This is a genomic window from Sporolactobacillus sp. STSJ-5 (genome assembly GCF_024385605.1).
Lineage (GTDB): Bacteria > Bacillota > Bacilli > Bacillales > Sporolactobacillaceae > Sporolactobacillus.
Genome location: NZ_JANFOJ010000005.1, coordinates 114,657 through 137,680, shown reverse-complemented (window position 1 = coordinate 137,680; position 23,024 = coordinate 114,657). Strand labels below are relative to the sequence as shown.

The window sequence follows — 23,024 nt, the reverse complement described above, 5'->3', positions numbered from 1 at the left end:
TGAGATCATATGAGGCCGAAGAGAATGTCGAACACGTTCTCTTTGGCCTTTATTAATGATCAGAAAGGAGGATGCTTCTATGGAGGTGTGGTTATCCATGGTTAAGGATGTTGGTTTTTCGGCTGTCGTCACCTTTTTTCTCTTGCATCGAATTGAAGGCAAGCTTGATGAGCTGATTCAGTCGGTACGTTTGCTTCCGGTCGACCAGGAGGCCGGCCAGCCGGACGAACGGATGAAAAGACAAATCTGAATGAAAGGCGGCACAACGTTCGTTTGAACGGTTTATGCCGCCTTTTACTATTATTCCTGCATTGATGCTCAGCCGTGATCGAATACCACGTGCATCGGTTTGAACCAGTTTTGTCACACAAGGGTTGGCAAAACTGGTTTTAGTTTGTGTTGTTTTTGTGAACGGGGGATCACTATAATAGAAATGTAGCAGAGATATAGAAAATGTAAGCGCTTAATAAACAATAATAAACAAACCGTTTTTTTAAGTAGCTTCAATTAGTAAGACCTTAAAAGGAGGAGAAAATAATGTCCGCAGGCTCTGGTGTTAAAGTTAAGGTTCAAAAGTTTGGAAACTTCCTAAGTTCAATGATTCTGCCGAATATTGGTGCTTTTATTGCTTGGGGGTTGATTACAGCACTTTTTATTCCAACAGGTTGGTTGCCGAATAAAGAATTAGCGACAATGGTTGACCCACTTGTAAAATATTTGCTGCCGATTTTGATTGGTTACTCCGGCGGTAAACTGGTATTTGGTCATCGCGGGGGTGTCGTTGGTGCTATTGCAACTGCCGGCGTCATTGTTGGGACCGATATTCCAATGTTCCTCGGTGCGATGATTATGGGCCCGCTTGGCGGCTATGTCATTAAAAAGTTTGACAAATCGATTGAAGGCAAAATTAAGACCGGTTTTGAAATGCTTGTTGATAACTTCTCTGCAGGTATTCTCGGAGCAATTCTTGCAATTGTGGCATTCTTTGGTATCGGACCGGTTGTTGATGTGGTCAGCAACGGACTTGCTTCTGGTGTCGAATGGCTCGTGCATGCCGGTTTGCTTCCGCTTGCCAGTTTGTTTATTGAGCCAGGCAAAGTATTATTCTTAAACAATGCAATTAATCACGGTGTACTGACCCCAATTGCAGTTGAACAGGCACGTCAGTACGGTAAATCTGTTCTCTTTTTCCTTGAAGCGAACCCTGGACCAGGCATGGGCGTTCTTCTCGCTTATTGTTTCTTTGGAAAGGGCAATGCGAAAAAGTCGGCACCGGGTGCTGCAATCATTCATTTCTTCGGCGGCATCCATGAAATCTATTTTCCTTACATTTTAATGAAACCGCTTTTACTGTTGGCGACCATTGCAGGTGGGATGAGTGGTATCTTCACCTTGGTTACATTGAAAGGCGGTTTAGTCGGACCGGCATCTCCCGGCAGCTTTCTCGCAATGCTGGCCGTAACTCCGAAATCGTTTAGCAGTTTTGCAGCAAACATTGCGGATGTGCTTGTCTCATTAATCGTTTCATTTGTGATTTCGATGCTGATCTTAAAAACAGATAAATCAGGGAATGATGATCTCGATGAAGCAACACGGAAAATGGAAAGCATGAAAGGAAAGAAGAGCAGCGTTTCCGGTGTATTGACTAATAGTGAAGGATTTGATCCGAAAGCTGTGAAGAAAATCGTTTTTGCATGCGATGCCGGCATGGGATCAAGTGCTATGGGTGCGTCTCTGCTGAAGAAAAAAGTAAAGGCAGCAGGGCTGGATATTTACGTGACCAACACGGCAGTCAGCTCCATACCAAGCGATGCGCAAATCGTGGTGACTCAATCCGAATTGACACAAAGAGCACGAGACAAGGCACCGAACGCATTCCATATTTCTGTCGACAACTTCCTAAGCAGCCCTGAATACGATCTTTTGATCAATCAGTTGAGCAAAGGAGAAAAGATTGAATCGGCGGCACCGGAAGAAGCGGAAACACAGCCATTTGTTGATGGGAAGATTCTTCGAAAAGAAAATGTGTTCATCCAGCAATCCTTTAAGACCAAAGAAGAGGTTATCCGTTTTGCAGGTCAAAAGCTGGTGGAAGGCGGCTATGTGAAACCGTCGTATGTCGAAGGTATGATTGCCCGTGATCAGCTGATGTCAACATATATGGGCAATGGCATTGCCATTCCGCACGGCACTGAAGAAGTGAAGAAGGAAGTGCTGGAATCAGGAATTGTGATTGTTCAAATCCCGGATAGTGTTAATTTTGAAGGAAACAAGGTTCGGCTCGTTTTCGCAATCGCAGGTAAGAATAACAGCCATCTGGAAATTCTTTCAAAAATTGCTGTTGCCTGCTCGGATGTAATCAATGTCGGCGAGATGATACGTGCACAATCGGTCGATGATCTGCTAACGATCATAAATAAAGCAGCAGCGCAAAACGAGTAAGTGCTTTCACAAGAAATCGCCTGATCGTTATGCTATGTTAGAAGAAAAAGGCGGATAAATCGAATGTACATGACCACACGGGAAAAAACCATACTTGAGTTGCTGATTAAGACGAGCGGCAGGCACTCAACGTTGTCGATGGCGTCCTATCTCCAGGTCAGCATGCGAACGGTTCACCGCGACCTAAAAAATGTTGAGAAACTGCTTAAACCATTTGGTCTGCAATTGATTCAAAACGCAGATAAGACCCTGCAAATTCAAGGACCGGATAAATCCGTATTCAAACTGGTTCAAGAGCTTTCAAAAATAAAACCGGTAGATTTGTCAGCCAAGGAGCGCAAACTTTTGCTCTTCCTGAAATTATTTGAGGCCGATGAACCCATGAAAACTGGACCGCTGGCAAAGGAACTGGATATCTCGTCAACAACGTTAAGCGGGTATCTGGATGAACTGTCCGCATGGACTGAGGACTTTGAGATGCATGTCGTTCGCAAACGCGGCGTCGGCTTGCAAATGATCGGCACGGAACGCGCCAAACGCACAGCGCTCGCTCATTTTTACTTGTTCTACTTTAATGAAGAATTAATCGAAGCGATTTTTCAAATTAACCATCAGCAGCTAAAGCCAGGAGTGCATGTCCTGCATTATTTCAAGTCCGATTACCTGTCGACGGTCGATCAAGCGATGAAGCATGATCTTGGGAAGCTTTATACGGAATTGGCGGACAGTGACTATGTCAGCTTTCTCATTCAGGTGTGCATTGCACTGCAGCGTTTTGAAAGCGGGCATCCGCTTGAAGAGGGAACGGGTGGTGATGAGAAGCAAAACAGTCATGAAAAGGAAGCGCTACCTTTTATTAAGAAGATTTCGGGACTCTTGTCCGATCAATTAGGCATCATACTTACGGACTCGGAAAAGGCGTTCATGGCAACACTGCTCAAAGGATCACGGTTGCAAAGTGCCGAATCCATATACTTTGATCAGGTCATCACGGGCAAAGCAATTAAAAAATTGATCCAGCACATCTCACAGCAGTTGCAGGTCGATTTGAACAGTGATTTCTCTTTATTTCAAGGCTTGATGGCACATCTGGAGCCGTCACTGTTCCGGATTAGAAAAGATCTTGCCTCGTTTAATCCGTTGACGCAGCAAATTAAGGATCAGTTTCCTGTTCTGTTCAAGATTACTGAACAGGCTTTGAAACAGGTGTTTCAACAAATCCGGTTTCCTGATGACGAAGTTGCTTATATTGTGCTGCACTTCGGCTCCGCTCTGGAACAGCGAAAACAAATGCGAAAGATTCGTGCGTTGATCGTCTGTCCGACCGGTATCGGTGCATCGAAAATGCTGGCAGCAAGGTTAAGAAAGGAAATGCCGGACCTTTATTCGGTGACTGTAGCATCGATCCATGAAATGGGGCATATGGATTTAAATGCCTTTGATCTGATTTTATCTACCGTACATTTGCCGAAACAAAAAATACCGTGCCTGTTTGTAAACCCGCTGCTCAGTCAAGAAGATATTTCAGCGATCGAACAGGTCACGCATGATTTGGCAAAAAGCGGGACCGATGCGGAGCTGCTTCCGGAACGAATCGTTTCGAGCCCTGAGGTTGCCGGTCAACGTTCGCTACAGCAGTTGATGGATGAAGTGGATCAAGCACAGGCAGCAATTCGAGGCATTCTAAAAGCCTTCTCAGTGATTCAAGTGAACAAGGCGGAAAAGATGAACGATGTCTTAATCCAATTAATTGATACTTGCTTTGATCAAGCAATCATCGATGACCGTGAATCCGTCTATTGGCGGCTGATCGAACGTGAGCGTATGGCCGGACTTGCCGTTCCGGGAACGAATATGGCGCTGTTTCACTGCCGAGACAAGTCGGTACGGCACTTATGTTTTAAAATAGCACATTCAACTGAGCATTTTGAACTGGCAGCAATGGATGGTAAAACGTGTTCGGTCAGTAACATTTTGCTGATACTCGCGCCTGACCCCTTAAATCCGGTCGCTCAGGAAGCGATCAGTATGATCAGCTCCTCACTTGTCGAGGATCGCGAGAGCACACTAATTTTCGCATCAGCAAATGAAGAAATGATTCGTGCAAAATTAGAAACGATTTTTTATCGATTTTTCATTCATAAATTCTAATAAAAGGACTGAGGATCATGCAGGAAGTTGTACATTTTGGTGCAGGCAATATTGGAAGAGGGTTCATTGGCGCGCTATTCGCGGAGTCCGGCTACCATGTAAGTTTTGTCGATATCGCGGAAGAAATAATTAATGCCTTAAACGAAAAACAGACCTATACGGTGAGAACAGCGGCAGAGAATCAAGAAACGATCACCATTCATAATGTTTCCGGAATCAACAGTAAGACAAATCCGGACCAAGTGATCGAAGCAATCGGTAAAGCGGTTTATCTGACAACGGCGATCGGTCCAAAAGTGCTTCCATTCATTGCTCCGCTCATCGCCAAAGGGCTGGCTGAACGCGTAAAGCATACGGATGAAAAGATTTATGTGATCGCCTGCGAAAACCAGATCAATGCGACCGATCTGTTGAAAAAAGAAGTTCTGAAAGCACTTGATGAAGATACGTTGAAGAAGCTTGACGGAACCGTTTATTTCTTGAATTCAGCAGTCGACCGAATTGTGCCTATCCAGCATAATGAAGAATTGCTTGACGTGCTTGTCGAAGACTATCACGAATGGATTGTCGCAACGAATGAAAAGCTCCCGGAAGTAAAAGGAATGCAAATTGTTCCGGATCTTGCACCGTACATTGAACGCAAACTGTTTACCGTAAATACGGGGCATGCGACGACCGCATATCTCGGCTATCAGGCAGGGAAAGAGAAGATTCATGAAGCACTGCGTGATTCCGACATCTATCAAGATGTGAAGGCAACGATTGAAGAAACCGGTGCTTATCTCATCAAGCAATACGGCTTTAAACCAGAAGTGCATGAAAAATATATTGAAAAAATCCTGCATCGTTTCCAAAATCCGAAGCTGAATGACGATGTTACTCGTGTCGGACGTTCGCCACTTCGTAAACTTGGACCGGAGGATCGGCTTGTAAAACCTGCTCGTGAAGCTGAAAAGCTTGGATTGTCCTTTACGCATCTTGCCAAAGTGATTGCGGCGGCACTTCGGTTCGATGTTGCCGAAGATGCGGAAGCAGCACAGCTGCAACAACAGTTAAAGGAAAAAGGAGTGGTTGCTGTTCTGCAGGAAGTAAGCGGACTTGGAGCCAACGATCCGATTGCGAAGGAAGCCGTAAGCTATTACAAAGATTTCAATTTGCTAAAAAAATAAGTTCTGAGAAATAAAAACAAAGGTTCCGCCATAATTGGCGGAACCTTTGTTTTTTGTCGTACTCAATCAGACTTATTAAATGAATGGAACACTATTTCTGGACGATTAATCTGCAGACAGAGCGTCAATTGGATTCAGTCGTGAAGCGCGTCTTGCCGGTAACAGTGCAGCAATAAATGAGATCACAAGAGCGATGATTACGATTGTGATGATGTTGGCTGCTGTAATCTGAACCATGTTGAACTTAACAATACTGTAAAGCAGGTGATTAAGCAGCGCGCTAAATCCATAAGCAAAGATGAGTGCGAGAGCTGCCGAGAATAAACCGATCAGGATCGACTCGGCAGTAAAAAGACGGCGAATGTCCTTCTTGCGCTGACCCAGCGCACGCAGAATGCCGATTTCTTTTGTTCGCTCAGATACGGACATATACATGGTCACAATGATCATGAGTGCGGAAACGACGAGCGAAATGCCGGCAATCGACGCGAGGACAATCGATGCAATCTGGACGTACTGATTAATCGTGTCCAAAATGTCGCCGACCGTAACAGCCCCATAGGCATATTTACCGTTATCCTTTAATTCTTGAATCTTTTTTGCGACCTGTTTAACATACGTTGAATCGGTGACATTAACGGAGACAAAATTCGCATCCGTAACACCATTATTTTTCTCAATCAATTGGCGCATCGTGTCATAGTTGGTTGCCGCCGGCAAAGTCTGGGCATTGTTTGAAAATCCAACGACCTTAAGGTTACCGATAATCTGAACAGGCTGGTTCTTTTTATTGATCCACTGCATCGTAAGCTTGATTGTTTTTCCTTGAAGCTTTTTATAGGTTTTGGCACTGGTAAGTGCGATCGCCTGGTTCTTATTGATCACAATTTCATTATCTCCGGGTGCATGTCCCGTTTTAATTGTATCTGTAGCAAACCCCTTGGTCCAAGTTTGGATTCCACTGCCGTTTGAATTCTTCTTGTTATAGGACAAGGTGTAGGTGCTTAGCTGATAGCCAGGTTCCACCTTGTTGACGTGCTTTAAGTCGCGCAGGCGGTCAACCTGATCGTTGGTAAGCAGCAGCCTCGATGGGTCATTGGCAAACTGCTGCATGGACTGTTGCAGCTCGGCAGTAGTCGATTTTTTGCCGGTTGGGTTCTTAAACACAGTAATTGAATTGGGGTTAACCATTGAATTAATTTGGTCCTGCATGAAGGCGTTAACTCCGTTGCCCAGACCACTGAAGAGCAGTACGGCGAATAGTCCGATGGCCGTTCCCAGCATGATAAGCGAATTGCGCCAGAAATTAAAAGTGAGGTGTTTGAATGCATTCCGATAACTTGCTCCGGAAGAAAGCGCTTTTGGTCGAAACTCGTTCTGAGCGTCTGTTGGTAGCTGATAGGCTGGTCTTAGTCTTGTGTCACCGTCGATCTTCCCGTCTGTCAGATGGACAATTCGAGTTCCATAGTTGGCGACCTCTTGAGAATGGGTGACGGCAATGACCAATTTGCCTTCTTCCGCAATTTGTTCCAGAAGCTTGAGCACTTCTGCTGTGTTTCCGGAGTCCAAAGCGCCTGTTGGTTCATCAGCAATGATGATTTCAGGATCGCTGGCTAAGGCCCGTGCGATCGCTACACGCTGCTTTTGACCGCCGGAGAGTTGACTTGGGCGTTTCTTTAAATGCTCGCCCAGACCGACCTTTTTCAGTAAGGCGATGGCCCGTTCTTTTCGCTGGCTGCCGGTGAGCGTAGTCATATCTAAAGATACCAATACATTTTCAACGATGTTGAGATGACTGATTAAGTTGTATGATTGGTAAATGTAACCAATAGTGCTGCGGCGATAGTCATCCAGCTGTTTCTCCTTGGTATGATCCAGCTGATGTCCATCTACGGTTACCTGACCGGTGAATTTACGATCTAATCCACCAATGATGTTCATCAGGGTTGATTTGCCGCCGCCTGATTCCCCTAAGATCGAGACAAATTCACCGCGTTCCAGTTGCAGATTAATACCCTTCAGAACGGGAAATTCTTCTTTTCCTAAAAAGTATGATTTGTGAATGTCATGTAATTCGAGATAGGCCATGTGTCTCCTCCTTTACTAATATCAAGCTTAAATATACGAAAACTAAAACAAAATGTCAATGTTGTTTTAGTTTTTTTGACAAAATACAAGATTACTTTTACAATTATTAGACAAAAGATGAGCATGGAAGTGAACAGTAAATGAAACGAAGCGAACGGAAGAACATGATGCGCGAACACATTCTAAGGACCGCTGCTGAACTGTATTTAAAAGTGGATCCGGACACAATCAAAATGCGTGAATTAGCGCAAACCATTGGCATCTCATCGGCGACGCTTTACAACTATTTTCCAAGTAAAGACGAGTTATCAAAGGCAGTCGTTACGCGAATATTTACTGAGTTTTATGATTCAATCTTGGGGTTTTTAAATGATTCGACGTTAACATTCCCTGAGTGTCTGCAGGGCATGCAACAGTTTTCGAAACAGGCACTCAGTCATGTGAATAAGAAGATGATTGATCTTTTCTTCAAAATGTATCAAGATAATAGTGAAATTAATCTGTTATTTGACAGTAGGAGTGTTTTTTGGAGAAAATTTGTTGCACGCGGGCGAGCGGAAGGATATATTGACGATGATTTGAGCGATACCGCAGTTTTTATCTACATCGACATGTTCTTTCAGTATTTTCGTAATCGGCAGTATATGGAAAAATTTAACATGACTCCGCAATCGTTGCAAAAGATTGATCATGAATTGGACAAGATGTTTTACCGAGGGCTGCTGGGCATTAACGATAGTTGCATTGAAGTTAAAAAGAATTCTGAAAAAAATCTAAGTAATTAGGTAGCAGATAACCAAAATTAATAATCTATAGTTCTTCACTTTTCTAATGGGATGAAACTAAATTACGATACGAGGGAGAGAATTTATGAAATTATTGCTCACATCTGCAGGCATCACTAACAAAAGCATACATGACGCGCTGGTTGACTTACTGGGCAAGCCGATCGCCGACTCCAATGCCCTGTGCATCCCCACTGCGATGTACGGACACCCTTGGGTCGGCCCCGGTGTCAAAACCTGGCAGTTCATCAGTAGGAATTCCGAGAATCCCATGGTCGACCTGGGTTGGAAGTCTGTCGGTGTTCTGGAACTCACAGCGCTGCCAAGCATCGATGAAGACCGCTGGGTGCCACTGGTTCAAGAGACGGATGTCCTGCTGGTGGCGGGTGGCGACGCTCTCTACCTGGGACACTGGATGCGGCAGTCCGGGTTCGCAGATCTCTTGCCATCCCTGCACGCAGTCTATGTGGGAATGAGTGCTGGGAGCATGGTGATGGCACCCAACATCGGGGAAGACTTCGTTGGCTGGACTCCGCCCAACGGTGGTGATGAAGCGCTGAGACTGGTCAATTTTGCAATGTTTCCGCATCTGGATAACGAGATGCTGCCGGGAAACACTATGGCTGCCGCAACGAGATGGGCCGAAGGGATGCAAGGACCGGCATATGCGCTTGACGATCAAACTGCAATCAAAGTGATCGATGGAGCGGTAGAAGTGATCTCCGAGGGACATTGGAAACGATTTTCGCCCTGATATTACTCTGCCGCTAAACATATTAAAAGTAAATTATAAAAGTTTTGAAATGGGTGTCGCTTCTGGTTCGGGGCGGCACCCATTTCATGCAAACCCCTAAAAAAAGTGTCCGTTTTTATCTAACGTAAACTGTTACTTTAGTTTAGCAGTTGTATCAAGCCAAGTGACCCTTGGTTCTTCGAACGTGGAGATGCGTCATTCAGACAAAAAATGACCACAAAAAGAAGAGACCGGGAAGAAAAATCAATGACCGATCGCCTCGCAACTGTCCTCTAAAAATAGAGGTTGACTGCCCGGTGAGAGAAAAGTGACACAGACGCAGAAAAAAGCCGTGAATCCTTGATACATCTAGAATCCACGGCTTTACTTACTATGATTACCCCATCTGGATTCGAACCAGAACATCGCGGCCCCAGAAACCGCTGCCTTACCGTTTGGCCATGGGGTAATGAATCAGAACAAGAAATATTATACCCAGTACAGATTAATAATGCAAGGCTTTTTCTGAAAAAAGTTGAATTACTCCCAAAATCAGGTTATATGAGTGGACAAGGATCAAAAAAGCTATAATGAAAGCAGAATCATTTTTTGATGGGAGGAAGGATGAGTGAATGCGTGTCGCGGAGACGTGATCCGCTGCCCATTACGTGTATCATGTATCGACGCAACGAAAATTTGCCGCAAACGATTAATATAGTTCGTGCCCACACACATAATTTGAAGGATGTGACCGTTCAGATACCGTTGCGAAAACAGGTTGCAATCGCCGGTGTCTCGGGATCGGGAAAGTCGTCGCTTGCAATGGGGGTTCTCTATGCTGAAGGCAGCCGCCGTTATCTTGAAGGACTGTCGGCGTTCACACGGCGTAAGCTTCATCAGATGGAGCGCGCAGATGCGGAGAAAATTGAATTTCTTCCGCCAGCGCTTGCCCTGCGCCAGCGTCCTCCAATGCTTGGTCGTCGCAGTACGGTCGGAACCGTGACGGAGATTTATAACCTTCTGAGGCTTATGTTTTCTCGATTGGGGACACATCAATGTCCCAAAGGACATAGAGTTAATCCGTCTCTGACAGCTATTTTAAATGAAGAATGTGTGTGCCCGGAATGTGGCATGTCGTTTCCTCTGCCAAGTGCCGAAACGTTTTCCTTCAATTCTGCGCTTGGTGCGTGTCCTGTATGCGGCGGACTCGGCGAACGTGCGGAGGTGGACCCCGCACTTGTAATCGCAGATCCTAATAAAACGATTCGTCAAGGCGCAGTTGCCTCATGGCGCGCCGCGGGCCGAGGCTACACAGTGCGGCTCGTCGCACAGCTTGGCGTGCGCATTGATGTGCCATGGAAGGAATTGAGCAAAAAAGAACAGGAGATTGTCCTGCGCGGCAAACAGACAAAGCGACCGCTCACGTTTCACAATCGTGAAACAGGCGAGGAGTATCCGATCACGTTTACCTATGACAATGCAGTCGAAGCAGTACGGCAATCGCTCGCCGGCGACCGCAATCAGACACGGTATGCACGGATGAAAAAATTTCTAAGCGTGCGTCCATGCGAGCATTGTCATGGAACACGCCTTCGACCGGAAGCGCTGCTTACGCGGTTAGGTGGTTTGTCTATTGCAGAAGCCGCAGCATTGACCATCAATGAGCTGAAGCATTTTACAGATGAATTACCGAACCATTTGGAATCGCCGCTTCGGCCTGTCGCAGAGAAACTTGCTGAGGGTATGCGTCGGGAAATTGATCCGATGCTGGAGCTTGGAATCGGTTATTTAACGCTGGATCGGTCCGGTGGAACACTTTCAACAGGTGAACGTCAGCGGCTTGAATTGCTTAATATGGCCAAAAGTCATTCAACAGGCATCCTTTATGTACTTGATGAACCATCTGTCGGTCTGCATCCGGCTAATGTAGCCGGTTTGCAGCGGATTATGCGGCGAATGGTTACGAATGGCAACAGCTTGGTTGTCGTTGACCACAACTTGGAAATCATTCGCGGAGCCGACTACATGATCGAGATGGGACCGCAAGCGGGCGAACGAGGCGGGCAGGTTGTCGCTGAAGGGACACCGAATCAGGTGGCACATATGCCGAATTCAGTGACCGGCAATTATTTATCAAGGCGGCAGATGGTACATGGCCGGAAACAACGCTCTATTAAACAAAATCATTCCTTTGTTGAGATAAGCGTTCATGATCTACACAATCTTCATGACGTAACAGCATGTTTTCCGCTTAATCGAATGACAGCGGTGACCGGTGTTTCCGGAGCGGGAAAGACGGCGTTGATTCAAGGAGCACTCGTTCCGGCAATCCGTACGCATCTCAATAAAACGAGTCTGCCAACATATGTCGATCATTTAACCGGTGCAGCCGAAATCCGGCGTATTCTCGTTGTTGATGCGGCACCGATCGGACGCAATGCACGTTCTACCCCGGCGACGTATACCGGCATTTTTGATTTAATTCGTAACCTGTTTGCCCAGGCTTCGGCAGAGGCAGGAAGAAAATGGGATGCCGGTTATTTTTCCTTTAATGTGAAAGGCGGACGTTGTGCGGTCTGTGAAGGAAAAGGAGAGATGGCGCTTGACATGCAGTATTTGCCGGAGCAGCGCGTCCGCTGTCCGCATTGCGGCGGCACACGCTACGAGCCGGAGACTTTGACGATTAACGTTCGCGGCAAGTCGATTGCCGATGTATTGGAGATGAACATTGATGAAGCAGCTGGGTTTTTCGCTGATGTTCCTGGATTGGTCGAACCACTCCGTCTTCTTCAGAGCGTCGGACTCGGCTATTTACGGCTCGGTGAACCGACACCGGGACTTTCCGGCGGTGAAGCGCAGCGAATGAAACTTGCCGGTGAACTGCAGAAGCATCATCAGGGAACGCTTTATATACTTGATGAACCGTCAACAGGGCTGCATCCGCAAAATATTGAAATGCTGCTCGGGGTATTGGATCGCTTAATGGCTGAGGATTCTACGGTTATTCTCATCGACCACGACCCTGATTTGATCGCAAATTGTGATTATGTCGTCGATCTAGGACCCGGCGGCGGCCCGTCCGGAGGGAAAGTTGTTGCCGAAGGTACTCCTGAGCAGGTTGCGAAGATTTCGGAAAGTCTTACCGGAAATTATCTTGCCAATCGAATGCGCATGGTATCCAAATAGGTGATTTGGCCGATGAGTATTGATCGTTATTTCCTTTTAGTGGCATAATAGAATCAGTCAACGTTATTTTTTCATTGCAAAACAAGGTTCAGATAAAAATATAAAGAGCTAATTACATAGAATTTGATCGCGACTCAGTCTATGTAATAAAAGATCATGAGGAGAGAGTTAACATGCGATTAGTTTTGCTATCAGGCGGGTCAGGAAAACGATTATGGCCACTGTCTAATGATGCACGATCCAAACAATTTCTGAGAGTGCTTGAAGACCAAGATAAGAAGCTGTCTTCAATGGTTCAGCGGGTATTCGGCCAGTTGAACGAAGTGGGACTTGGAAAATCAACAGTGATTGCGACGGGAAAGGGTCAAGTGGAGATGCTTGAAAACCAGCTTGGTAAGGATGTGCCTTTAATCGTTGAACCGGAACGTCGTGATACCTTTCCGGCAATCGCACTTGCAGCTTCCTATTTATATACCATGACGGACGCTTCTCTTGACGATGCGGTTGCTGTACTGCCGGTCGATCCTTATGTCGATACCGCATTTTTTAAACGAATCCTTGACTTAGAGAATTTACTCGATGAAACGAAGGCAGATTTGGCACTTATGGGTGTCAAACCAACCTACCCTTCGGAAAAATATGGTTATATTGTTCCTGTTAAAGGCGAAAATAAATCATTTATTAAAGTGGATCATTTCACTGAAAAACCAACTACAGAACTGGCGGAAACGCTGATTAAAGATTCCGCTCTTTGGAACTGCGGTGTATTTGCATTCCGTCTGAACTATGTCATTTCCATTTTGGAATCGCTGGGCCTGCCGCTTAACTATGAGGAGCTTTCACAACAATTTGCCAAGCTGCCGAAAATCAGCTTTGACTACGCAGTTGTTGAAAAGGCAAAAAACATTGTTGCGCTGCCTTATGAAGGGTTCTGGAAAGACCTTGGTACTTGGAACACCCTGACTGAAGAAATGGCAACAAAACAGATCGGCAAAGGAATTATCAGCGATGATTCGGCAAACACGAATCTGATTAACGAACTTGATCTGCCGGTGACGGTAATCGGCGTTTCAAATGCGATTGTTGCAGTCAGCCCGGACGGTATTCTTGTTTCGGATAAAGAACAGAGTCCGCGCATAAAAGAAGTAATGAAGGGCTTTGACCAGCGCCCGATGTATGAAGAACGCCAATGGGGTTCCTATCGTGTTCTCGATTATTCACGGTACTCGGTTAATAATGAAGAAGTACTAACAAAAAAGATCGTGATTAAAGCCGGTGCCAATCTCAGCTATCATTGTCATCATATGCGCAAGGAAGTATGGACAATTGTCAAGGGCAATGGCCGCTATGCGGAAAACGGCGTGATCCGTTCGATCAAGCCTGGCGACGTTGTCATCGTTACAGCCGAAACGCTTCATGCAATTAAAGCTGATGATGCACTCGAATTGATCGAGGTACAAATCGGCAGTCAGCTGATTGAAGAAGACATTGATCGCAAGTACATGAAGTGGGAAGAAATCGAAGCGAACTGTTCACAGGTTCGCGGATAAAAACGATGCAAGCTGAGCGGATAGGCGAACCTATCCGCTTTTTTTGGCTGAAATTTTACACAGTGTCCCGATCATAATCTATGGTTCATTAATTAAGAATTACTGGGAAACGATTTGTTATCTTTTTAGTTCGCAGTAGACAGAAGATGTGCAGCAAGGGCTGATTTAAATCAGCTAAAGTTCAACCTAACGAACGAAAAGATGAACCGAATTTCTGGAAATTTCAACCGAAGAGAAGGAGTTAGACCGAACGCCCAAAAAGTCAGACCGAATCCGATAAAAATTAGACCAAACCCGTGAAAGGTTAGTCCGAACCCGATAAAAGTTAGACCGAACCTGGTGAAAGTTAGACCGAATGAAGCAGAGTAACGCGATTGTCCATACATTTTGTGAATTTCATAATTTCGCTTTAACTTTTGGAGGATTGGCTTTAAGTTTTCCATTGTTGGCTTTCACTTTTCTCAAATTAGCTTTAACTTTTGAGGTTAGCTTTCACTTTCGGTAGGTTGGCTTTAAGTTTTCCATCATTAGCTTTCACTTTTCACGGATTAGCTTTAACTTTTGTATTTCACCACTTTTCTCATTAACTTCACTGCATACTGCGCAGTACGTCTTTACCATGCAACAGAGATTTACTCAATAGTTGCTGAGTTAAGCAGCATTTACTTTTTCCGGATTTTTCCTTGCTTACTGCTTTGTGCTAGAATGCTTAATAGATGAATGTTTGTGATCGTTGGCCATAGCTTGAGTACTTTGCAAACATCGTAACAATTGGATAAAAAGGACGGTAAAAAAATGAGTCAATTGAATGTTAAGGCAAATAAAGATGCATTTTTGAAAGATCTCTCCGCGCTCATTTCGATTCCGAGCACGAAGGATGCAACTCAGGCAAAGGAGGGCGCACCATTCGGACCGGGTCCGCTTGCTGCATTGAAAAAAATACTGGAAATGGGTGACAGAGACGGATTCCGCACAAAAATGCTCCAGGGCTACGCCGGCTACATTGAGTACGGTCCGGAAGATGCTGAGGATTACATTGCAGTGCTCGGTCATGTGGATGTCGTGCCTGCGACCGGCAAATGGGCGCATGATCCGTTTACCGCATACGTTGAAAACGGTACTCTTTATGCACGGGGAGCAATTGATGACAAAGGCCCGACGATGGCCGCTTATTACGCGCTCAAAGCATTGAAGGAATCCGGCGTACCCGTTAAAAATCGAATCCGCCTTGTGATCGGAACAGACGAAGAGAGCGGCTGCGAATGTATGGTAAAGTACAATGAACTCGAACCTATGTCACTGTTCGGATTTGCTCCTGATGCAGAATTCCCATTGATTTTTGCTGAAAAAGGTCAGATTCGCGCCTGGATCAAACTCCCGCAGGCTGCCGGTGACGCTCCGGTGCATATCGCTTCCTTCTACTCTGGCGAACGCATCAATATGGTTCCAGACCAGGCTTACGCTATATTGAAAGGTACGGAAGCAGAAAAATGGTCCGGACATGTTCAAGATGAACTCAAAGCAAAAAAGGTACCGTTCACTGAGGAAAAAACAGAACAGGGAATAAAAGTGACAGTAAAAGGTCAATCGGCACACGGATCGGAGCCGGCTGGGGGTGTTAATGCGGCATTTCTGCTCGCTGCCGCATTAAAAGATCTGCCGCTTATTCCAACAGAAAAGGCATTTGTTGATTTGCTTGCTGATACGCTGAATAACGACTTCGGCGGCGAACGTCTTGGAATTAAGTATCATGACGACATTTCCGGTGAACTGACCGTGAACGCCGGTGTCATCCGTTTTGGAGAAGAAGGCGGTACCGTTTCGCTCGATATTCGCTGCCCAATCAAAGCGTCATTAGATGAATTAACCAAGACGCTCACCGCTTCAATTGAGAAGCTTGGCCTTTCTATCGGAGAACTTGGAACAAGCAAACCGCTGTACATGGATCCGAAGCATCCGGCAGTACAAATTTTGAAGAACGTTTATGAAAAACATATGGGTCTTAAGGATGTTGAATTACTGACATCCGGAGGCGGCACCTATGCTCAATATCTTGATGCCGGAGTTGCGTTCGGTGCCTGCATGCCGAACTATCCGTACACCGGTCACCAAGTGGATGAACATGTCAAGGTGGACGATCTGCTGCTTGCGTCGGAAATTTATGCGGACGCAATGGCTGAACTGGGAAATCTTGAAAAATAAATGGATGCCTAAGCGATTATCAAAACCTAATTGCATAGAATAGCAATAGTTATAACGAGGAAAAGTGAATGCTTTTTTCCTCGTTATTTATTTATTGCACTTCCAGGTAAATTAGTGGTTACATTTTTAGACAGAACTTGATAGAATGTGTGAGTAAGAAATTAAAGTTTATTTTTCAAGCTTCCGAACCGTGATAAGCAAAAATAATGCGTGTTCATGCATTTGGTTGTATAACTAGGATGGAAGTTTGACAGACGGTGAAAAGGAAGAGATGACCTGACCCTCGGCGGTGACAATGACATGACAGCTTGATGGAGGAATGAAAAGCAATGGCAAAAGGTGTGTTTTGGCTGTTTCTTTCCGTATTCTTGAATGCGTTCGGGAATGCACTGACGGTGAAGGCAGCGTTCGGTTCGGCACCATGGACGGCGGCGAGCATCAATATTTCGAATGCTACAGGCTTGACGGTGGGAAATGTCCTGATCATTATGGGCATTATCGTTCTGATCGCAGATGATCTTCTCAGACGGCATTGGAATGGAATCAAGGATGTGTTTAATTTTCTCTATATGCTGTCCTTCGGTTATTTAATTGATGCATGGCTCTTTGTTATGCAATCGGTGACGCTGAACGGCTGGGTGCTTCGCATTAGTGTTTGTGTCTTCGGTGTTCTTTGTATTGCAGCGGCGCTGTCCATCTATTTTAAAGTCAACCTGGTGCTTCACCCCTTTGATGATTTGCTTAAAATCTTGCGTGAGAACTATTTGAAGGGTAATGTAGTGCTTGCACAGCGTATTTCACTTGGCATTCCTCTCGCATTAGGGTTGTCTATCGGGCTGTTCCGCCATCAATTACTTGGCATTAATTTTGGAACGGCGGTCAGTTTCCTGTGCATGGGTTATTTTATCCTGTTTTTTGATCGCTGCATTCATCTGCACTTGAATCGTGAAGCAATGCAGCACATGCATGTTCATTTGCCGCAAGTGTTTCATAGGGTAAAGCACTCAAAAGCATAACAATTGCTTGACAATCGTTTTAAGACGACTAATAATAAATGTACAAAAATAAAAAAAGCGATGAAGAGAAGAAGTAGAGAGTGTACCGTTTTTCCACAGAGAGCTCCGTTTGGTGAAAAGGAGTAAAAACAAATCTCGAACATGGCCTCTGAGCTGCATGACCGAACGACGGCTTTTTCCGAAGTTAAGTCATGACGAGTTAAGGTTCTTGTTGCAAAAACCGGAGTATACGCACCATTCGTGCAGATGTACTCGCTGAGATCGGTCACGTGAGTGTCCGGTAAAAACAAGGTGGTACCGCGGAATAACCCCCGTCCTTAGTCAATCGATTAAGGATGGGGGTTTTTGGTTGAGAAAAAAGTTAAGAATAAGGAAAAGGAAAGGTGATTGGAATGGGTAAAGCTCTTGTGTTTCAAACGGATTTCGGACTTGTGGACGGCGCAGTGTGTGCAATGTACGGTGTAGCGAATTCAGTCGATCCGACATTAAAAATATATGATCTGACACATGACATCCCACAGTATAATATTTGGGAAGCCTCCTACCGATTGCGTCAAACCATTGATTACTGGCCAGAGGGAACGGTGTTTGTATCCGTTGTTGATCCCGGAGTCGGCGCCGCACGCCGCAGTGTGATCGCTCGAACACGACGCAACCAATTCATCATCACTCCGGACAATGGTACGCTCACGCATATTAAACGAATCGAGGGTATCGAGAGTGTGCGTACCTTCGATGAAAAAGCAAATAAATTACCTTCAGCGGGCGAATCATTTACGTTCTTTGGAAGGGATATCTATGCATTCAATGGTGCAAAGCTGGCTTCCGGGATTATTAATTATGAACAGTTTGGAGTGCCCGTTCCGGTTGATTCACTTGTTGAATTGCCGATTATTCCCTCGTATCGTGAAGGCAGCCAGGTAGTTGGAACGATTGATGTTCTTGACGTTCGATTCGGCAATCTTTGGACAAATATCGATCACAATCTTTTTCATGAATTAGACGTGGCACGCGGCGATCGATTGGTGATCAAAATCAAGAACGATACGCGTACGGTTTATAAAAATACAATGGTGTTTGCGCGTTCCTTTGCTGAGGTGGCAATCGGCGAACCATTACTCTACATCAATTCGCTTGAAAATATCGGTATTGCCATTAACCAAGGATCATTTGCGAAGGCGTACAGCATCGGTACAGGAACAAATTGGCATATATCCATCGAAAAGGCGTAAACAAGCATAAAATTCGATAAAAATAAAAATTCCGTTAAGTTGTGAACTGAGCCCCAAAAATTGATGATGAAATCCAATTTTTGAGGCTCAGTTCGTTGATTTTTATGGTGTACCTTAAACGATATCCAGCGGCAGTTTGCGGGACGGATGCGGAAACGCGAGCTCAAGTGAATGCTGTTCTTCTTTGGACAGTCGGATTGCTGCAGCCTGCGCATTCAGCAGTACATGTTCCGGACGACCAGCTTTAGGAATAGCAACAATTCCATCGGTTTCAGCATTACGGATTGCCCAGGCAAGTAGAATTTGGAGCGGCGTTGCCTGGTGATTGGTAGCAGCTTTAACGACGGCAGGGTCTTTAAGCAGTTGAGATTTAAGGGACCCACCTTCAGCCAAAGGGCAATAAGCCATGACCGTAACATGGTGCTCACGCATCCAAGGGAGGAGTTCATACTCAATTCCGCGCGAGCCGAGATGATAGAGAATTTGATTTACAGCACAATTATTCCCTTCCGGAACGGACCATAGATCCTGCATATCCTTCGTATCGAAGTTAGAGACGCCCCAGCGTAAAATTTTACCGGCACGTTTCAATTCTTCCATTCCTCGGACTGTTTCTTCGAGAGGTGTCGCCCCGCGCCAATGCAGCAAATAAAGATCAAGATGATCGGTGCCGAGCCGTTTCAAGCTTTGATCGCATGCTGCTGCAAGCTTTTTCCGTGTCGCATGATTGGGATAGGCCTTACTTACAAGAAAGAGATCGTCACGAATGTCAGTGATTGATTCACCAATGAGCGATTCGGATCGCCCTTCGCCATACATCTCCGCTGTATCAATAAGATTTAAGCCCAAACGAACGCCGAGGCGGAGCGCTTCCTGTTCCGAGGCGCGATTAAACGGATCTTCCCCCATATGCCAAGTACCTTGGCCGATCACCGGAATTTCAGCCCCGTCAGGCAGCTTAATTGACCGTCTATTCATTTCTCGCATTGCGCTGTTCAGTTCATCATCGTTCCATTCCATGAATGATTATTCTCCTTTACTTTTAAGATAATGGCGATTCAGCCATTTCAATCCTTCTCGAGTGCTCAAAGGTTTAAGTTCATGTTGCTGAATGAAAAGCTGCACGGCATGCGGATCGGTTTTTGAATATTCCCGAAGGACCCAGCCGATTGCCTTTTGAATGAAAAATTGATCGGAGTCCGCGTTCAGCAGGATGTATCGAAATAAGCGCGCTTCATTAGTCATCTGCTTGTACTTCAACTGATGTAATAGTGCCGCCCGCCGAAGCCATATATTTTGGCTAACAATCCATTTGTCCGCATAAAGTTCAATCAAATACGGATCGTGTTTAAAAAGTGTTCCGCAGCATTGAGGCGCAATATAGTCGACCGTATCCCACCATGATTTCGTGACGATCAGCCATTCCAATAGCGGCATATGATCAGCCTTCAGCTGCTTTTTAGCATATCCGAGCAAATCAAGCGCAGCTGTCTGGCATTCCCGCATGGGAAGATTCCATAATTGTTTGATTGTAAGGGGAAGCTGGTCCGATTCAGGTAATCCATAATTTCTAATAAAATCGCGGACGATGGCGCGCCGATCGGGAGCTTTAATGCCGAAGAACGGGAATTGATCGCGCATGTAGTGTTTCATTGGCTGGGCGTTTTCTTTGTTTTGATGGATTTCTAACGCTGTAATGAGCGGTCGGATATCGAAGTTCATGTACGATGACCTCTCTTAATGTAAATCGGTGATTTAGTCTTTGTATAACGAAATGAGTGCATCATTCGAAAATAAATTCCTGCTCTCTCCCATGAATTGATCATCTAATCATCCCACAATTTTACGATACTTACGAATGATATGATGTTAAACTTAACACGTTTTCAATGAATCTTCCAACTATTTTAACTTTATAACTCATTCCACTGTTGTAAAATAAAAGTTATGAATCGAATTTGCGAGAATGAAAGACAAGGAGTTACTGTGTCGTGATGCGTTCTGCGTTTATGAAAAAAATTGTTCAATCTGATTATATGAAGGTCTTTCTACTTTGTCTCGTCACTTCCGGAATTATGTTTCTCCCATCGATTATTGCCAATAAAGGCTTATTCACATTAGTCGGAGACTTTAACTATCAACAGATTCCATTTAATATGTTGAGCAACCATGCGATCAAGAGCGGAGACTGGTTTTGGAACTGGTCAACAGATCTCGGCAGCAATTTTATCGCTTCCTACAGCTTTTACACGTTGGGAAGTCCTTTTTTCTGGCTGAGCTTGCTGTTTCCGGCTTCACTTTTTCCGTATGTCATCGGTCCGATGTTTTTATTAAAGTATTGCGTGGCCGGGATGACGGCGTACGGTTATATGCGCCGCTATGTGTCGGACAGCAGATATGCTATGATTGGCGCGCTGCTATACGCCTTTTCCGGATTTTCAGCGGTCAATCTGATGTTTAATCATTTCCATGATGTGGTCGCCTTTTTCCCGCTGCTCCTTGCCGGATTTGACCGGCTGATGCTGGATCGGAAAAAGGGCTGGTTCGCTGCGGCTGTCGCCTTGAACGCTGCCTTGAACTTCTTTTTCTTCATTGGCGAAGTGTTCTTTTTGATTCTCTACTATGTGCTGCGTTATTTGTCGGAGGATTGGAAGTTGTATCTGCGTCGCCTGCCGAGAATTGTCTGGGAAGGCGTGCTTGGAATCGGGATGGCGAGCCTATTATTTGTTCCAGCCATCCTGTTTACCCTTCAGAATCCGCGTCTGGAATCATTCTTGTACGGACCAAACGCACTTGTTTATACGGGCAGCCGTTATCTTGAGCTTATTAAAGCGTTTCTCATGCCTGCGGATCTGATGCCGCATCAGTCGGCAATCTTTCCGTCGGATTTCTCATCGAGCAGCGCTTATTTGCCCTTGTTCGGTCCGGTTCTGATGCTTGCTTTGATGCTCGGTCGCAGAAATTGGATGCGGCGGCTGATGATCGGCTGCCTGATCATGGCGGGGGTGCCGCTCCTAAACAGCGTGTTCTATGTTCTGAATGCGTCGTATTACGCGCGCTGGTTTTATATGCCTGTGCTCGTCATGGCCCTGATGTCAGCGGTGGCTCTCGAGCAGAGAGAGACCATACCATTGAAAAAAAGTTTACTGATTTGCGCATCCGCATTGGCGGCTCTGGCTGCTTTTCTTCTTTTCTATCCCTGGAGCGAGACGCAGCGGAGCGCCGTCTATCACTATGACCAATTCCTTTTTTACTTGGCTGCAGCGGCGGCAGGACTGGCGGCTACCTATTATCTCGTTTGGCGGTTTCGCAGCGCCAAACACTGGCATGCATCCGCTCTGACCTTGACCGTGATTTTTTGCTCCGGTTTAGGACTTTTCAATATTTTTGCGACGCACAGTATTTATGATTATCAGGATGGAAAGGCCATTCAAGATACTGTGGTCAAAACAGGTAGGGAATTGAAACAGCGATTGCCGAAAACGGAGGACTACCGCATCGGTATCAGTGATGACGGATGGAATTTGGCAATGGTTGCCGGTTTGCCGACGGTTAATTCATTTACCAGTATGGTGAACGGATCTATTTTCGAATTTTACAAGTCAATCGGATCGCCCAGAGGGGTGAAGACGATCATTCCAACGGATGCGTATGCACTCAAACCATTACTTTCTGAGCGTTTTTTCGTGAATACGGTAAAAATGGAAGGCTACCCGCTCTACACGAAATTTTATAACGGTACCGGGATGGTCTATGTCTATGAAAACAAGGATGTTTTACCGATCGGTTTTACCTATGACTACTATATTACGCAAAGTCAGTTTCAACATATTACGGATGATTATAAGCCGCAGGTCATGCTCCGGGCAGTGGTTATTAAGGACAGTGACGTATCCAAGGTGAAAAATTATCTTGTGCCTCTGCCTGAGTCCGAGATGTTTACGACTACAAAAGCAGAGTATCGGCAGGATCTTCAGACACGTGCGAAGGAATCGTCGACTTCGTTCCGTCGCGATCACCGAGGTTTTTCAGCAGAGATTAAGGCAAATACGGACAAATTTGCTTTTTTCAGCGTTCCCTATGACAAAGGCTGGTCTGCCAAGGTCAATGGTATCTCTGTACCGATCATTGATGCAGACGGAATGATGATTGTTCCGGTCAACGATGGTGAGAACCACATCCGATTCAATTATCGGACACCGGGGCTTGCATCCGGTGCGGTGATTGCTCTGTTCTCGGCAGCTGTGTTTGCAGTCTATCTGTCATCAGAACGCTTATTTTACCGCAGACGTGTACATCCTTCACGAAATATAAATGAATAAGACAGAATGCCGAAACATGAGTTACTCGTGATTTCGGCATTTTTTTGCACCTTAAATACCTAATTATTGAGTATGTGACCTTTTGCTGCAGCTCTCATGTCAATCAACGTGATTAGCCATCAATAAAACTTTAATGATACAACGCGTT

At 45.4% G+C, this 23,024-nt stretch carries 15 protein-coding genes, 1 tRNA gene and 1 other annotated feature; of the genes, 12 read left to right on the top strand and 4 right to left on the bottom strand.

The features are described 5' to 3' along the window. Positions 1 to 79: 79 nt before the first annotated feature. The 4 genes from NOM01_RS07055 (at position 80) to NOM01_RS07040 (ending at position 5,762) form a co-directional block, all read left to right on the top strand. Positions 80 to 250, top strand: coding sequence for a YvrJ family protein (locus tag NOM01_RS07055; RefSeq protein WP_255747617.1), 171 nt, complete (start codon positions 80 to 82; stop codon positions 248 to 250). A 287-nt stretch (positions 251 to 537) separates the two neighbouring features. Then, complete coding sequence (locus tag NOM01_RS07050; protein ID WP_255747615.1) at positions 538 to 2,442, top strand: PTS mannitol transporter subunit IICBA; 1,905 nt, start codon at positions 538 to 540, stop codon at positions 2,440 to 2,442. A 63-nt stretch (positions 2,443 to 2,505) separates the two neighbouring features. Beyond that, a complete protein-coding gene (locus tag NOM01_RS07045; protein WP_255747613.1) occupies positions 2,506 to 4,593 on the top strand; it encodes a BglG family transcription antiterminator in 2,088 nt (695 codons plus the stop codon). A 17-nt stretch (positions 4,594 to 4,610) separates the two neighbouring features. After that, the gene (locus NOM01_RS07040) at positions 4,611 to 5,762 is read left to right on the top strand and encodes a mannitol-1-phosphate 5-dehydrogenase (protein ID WP_255747611.1); all 1,152 of its coding nucleotides are present in this window, start codon (positions 4,611 to 4,613) and stop codon (positions 5,760 to 5,762) included. A gap of 105 nt (positions 5,763 to 5,867) precedes the next feature. On the opposite strand, the gene NOM01_RS07035 is transcribed toward NOM01_RS07040, so the two are convergent. Then, positions 5,868 to 7,850, bottom strand: coding sequence for an ABC transporter ATP-binding protein/permease (locus tag NOM01_RS07035; RefSeq protein ID WP_255747609.1), 1,983 nt, complete (start codon positions 7,848 to 7,850; stop codon positions 5,868 to 5,870). A gap of 140 nt (positions 7,851 to 7,990) precedes the next feature. On the opposite strand from NOM01_RS07035, the gene NOM01_RS07030 reads away from it, so the two are divergent. Together NOM01_RS07030 and NOM01_RS07025 are read left to right on the top strand one after the other, a co-directional pair. Continuing rightward, positions 7,991 to 8,635, top strand: a complete 645-nt coding sequence (locus NOM01_RS07030; protein WP_255747607.1) for a TetR/AcrR family transcriptional regulator — start codon at positions 7,991 to 7,993, stop codon at positions 8,633 to 8,635. A gap of 85 nt (positions 8,636 to 8,720) precedes the next feature. Next, positions 8,721 to 9,389 carry a Type 1 glutamine amidotransferase-like domain-containing protein gene (locus NOM01_RS07025; RefSeq protein ID WP_255747606.1) on the top strand — a complete coding sequence of 223 codons (669 nt, stop codon included), beginning with the start codon at positions 8,721 to 8,723 and terminating at the stop codon, positions 9,387 to 9,389. Between the two features lie 376 nt (positions 9,390 to 9,765). On the opposite strand, the gene NOM01_RS07020 is transcribed toward NOM01_RS07025, so the two are convergent. Continuing rightward, positions 9,766 to 9,837 (bottom strand) — tRNA-Gln (locus NOM01_RS07020). A 155-nt stretch (positions 9,838 to 9,992) separates the two neighbouring features. Here NOM01_RS07020 and NOM01_RS07015 point away from each other — a divergent pair. The 5 genes from NOM01_RS07015 to NOM01_RS06995 all read left to right on the top strand — a co-directional run bounded on the left by NOM01_RS07015 (position 9,993) and on the right by NOM01_RS06995 (position 18,554). Continuing rightward, positions 9,993 to 12,554, top strand: a complete 2,562-nt coding sequence (locus NOM01_RS07015) for an excinuclease ABC subunit UvrA (RefSeq protein ID WP_255747604.1) — start codon at positions 9,993 to 9,995, stop codon at positions 12,552 to 12,554. A gap of 173 nt (positions 12,555 to 12,727) precedes the next feature. Next, positions 12,728 to 14,104 carry a sugar phosphate nucleotidyltransferase gene (locus NOM01_RS07010; RefSeq protein WP_255747602.1) on the top strand — a complete coding sequence of 459 codons (1,377 nt, stop codon included), beginning with the start codon at positions 12,728 to 12,730 and terminating at the stop codon, positions 14,102 to 14,104. 795 nt (positions 14,105 to 14,899) lie between these two features. Continuing rightward, a complete protein-coding gene (gene pepV / locus NOM01_RS07005; RefSeq protein WP_255747600.1) occupies positions 14,900 to 16,306 on the top strand; it encodes a dipeptidase PepV in 1,407 nt (468 codons plus the stop codon). A gap of 329 nt (positions 16,307 to 16,635) precedes the next feature. Further along, positions 16,636 to 17,322, top strand: coding sequence for a YczE/YyaS/YitT family protein (locus NOM01_RS07000; RefSeq protein ID WP_255747598.1), 687 nt, complete (start codon positions 16,636 to 16,638; stop codon positions 17,320 to 17,322). A 51-nt stretch (positions 17,323 to 17,373) separates the two neighbouring features. Continuing rightward, positions 17,374 to 17,644: a binding site (T-box leader), on the top strand. Between the two features lie 70 nt (positions 17,645 to 17,714). Beyond that, complete coding sequence (locus NOM01_RS06995) at positions 17,715 to 18,554, top strand: SAM hydrolase/SAM-dependent halogenase family protein (RefSeq protein ID WP_255747595.1); 840 nt, start codon at positions 17,715 to 17,717, stop codon at positions 18,552 to 18,554. 114 nt (positions 18,555 to 18,668) lie between these two features. Here the strand turns inward: NOM01_RS06995 and NOM01_RS06990 are convergent, their stop codons facing one another. Further along, entirely contained in the window at positions 18,669 to 19,574 is a 906-nt protein-coding gene (locus NOM01_RS06990) for an aldo/keto reductase (RefSeq protein WP_304654801.1), read from the bottom strand. 6 nt (positions 19,575 to 19,580) lie between these two features. Next, positions 19,581 to 20,264, bottom strand: coding sequence for a DNA alkylation repair protein (locus NOM01_RS06985; protein WP_370645970.1), 684 nt, complete (start codon positions 20,262 to 20,264; stop codon positions 19,581 to 19,583). A gap of 284 nt (positions 20,265 to 20,548) precedes the next feature. Here NOM01_RS06985 and NOM01_RS06980 point away from each other — a divergent pair, with 284 nt between their 5' ends. Further along, positions 20,549 to 22,876, top strand: a complete 2,328-nt coding sequence (locus NOM01_RS06980; protein ID WP_255747700.1) for a YfhO family protein — start codon at positions 20,549 to 20,551, stop codon at positions 22,874 to 22,876. The last annotated feature ends 148 nt before the right edge of the window (positions 22,877 to 23,024 follow it).

Coding starts and splice junctions, on each gene's coding strand:
- NOM01_RS07045 (WP_255747613.1), top strand. CDS start 2,506: ATGTACATGACCACACGGGAAAAAACCATACTTGAGTTGCTGATTAAG.
- NOM01_RS07025 (WP_255747606.1), top strand. CDS start 8,721: ATGAAATTATTGCTCACATCTGCAGGCATCACTAACAAAAGCATACAT.
- NOM01_RS07040 (WP_255747611.1), top strand. CDS start 4,611: ATGCAGGAAGTTGTACATTTTGGTGCAGGCAATATTGGAAGAGGGTTC.
- NOM01_RS07010 (WP_255747602.1), top strand. CDS start 12,728: ATGCGATTAGTTTTGCTATCAGGCGGGTCAGGAAAACGATTATGGCCA.
- pepV (WP_255747600.1), top strand. CDS start 14,900: ATGAGTCAATTGAATGTTAAGGCAAATAAAGATGCATTTTTGAAAGAT.
- NOM01_RS06980 (WP_255747700.1), top strand. CDS start 20,549: ATGCGTTCTGCGTTTATGAAAAAAATTGTTCAATCTGATTATATGAAG.
- NOM01_RS07030 (WP_255747607.1), top strand. CDS start 7,991: ATGAAACGAAGCGAACGGAAGAACATGATGCGCGAACACATTCTAAGG.
- NOM01_RS06995 (WP_255747595.1), top strand. CDS start 17,715: ATGGGTAAAGCTCTTGTGTTTCAAACGGATTTCGGACTTGTGGACGGC.
- NOM01_RS07015 (WP_255747604.1), top strand. CDS start 9,993: ATGAGTGAATGCGTGTCGCGGAGACGTGATCCGCTGCCCATTACGTGT.
- NOM01_RS07050 (WP_255747615.1), top strand. CDS start 538: ATGTCCGCAGGCTCTGGTGTTAAAGTTAAGGTTCAAAAGTTTGGAAAC.
- NOM01_RS07035 (WP_255747609.1), bottom strand. CDS start 7,850: ATGGCCTATCTCGAATTACATGACATTCACAAATCATACTTTTTAGGA.
- NOM01_RS06990 (WP_304654801.1), bottom strand. CDS start 19,574: ATGGAATGGAACGATGATGAACTGAACAGCGCAATGCGAGAAATGAAT.
- NOM01_RS07000 (WP_255747598.1), top strand. CDS start 16,636: ATGGCAAAAGGTGTGTTTTGGCTGTTTCTTTCCGTATTCTTGAATGCG.
- NOM01_RS07055 (WP_255747617.1), top strand. CDS start 80: ATGGAGGTGTGGTTATCCATGGTTAAGGATGTTGGTTTTTCGGCTGTC.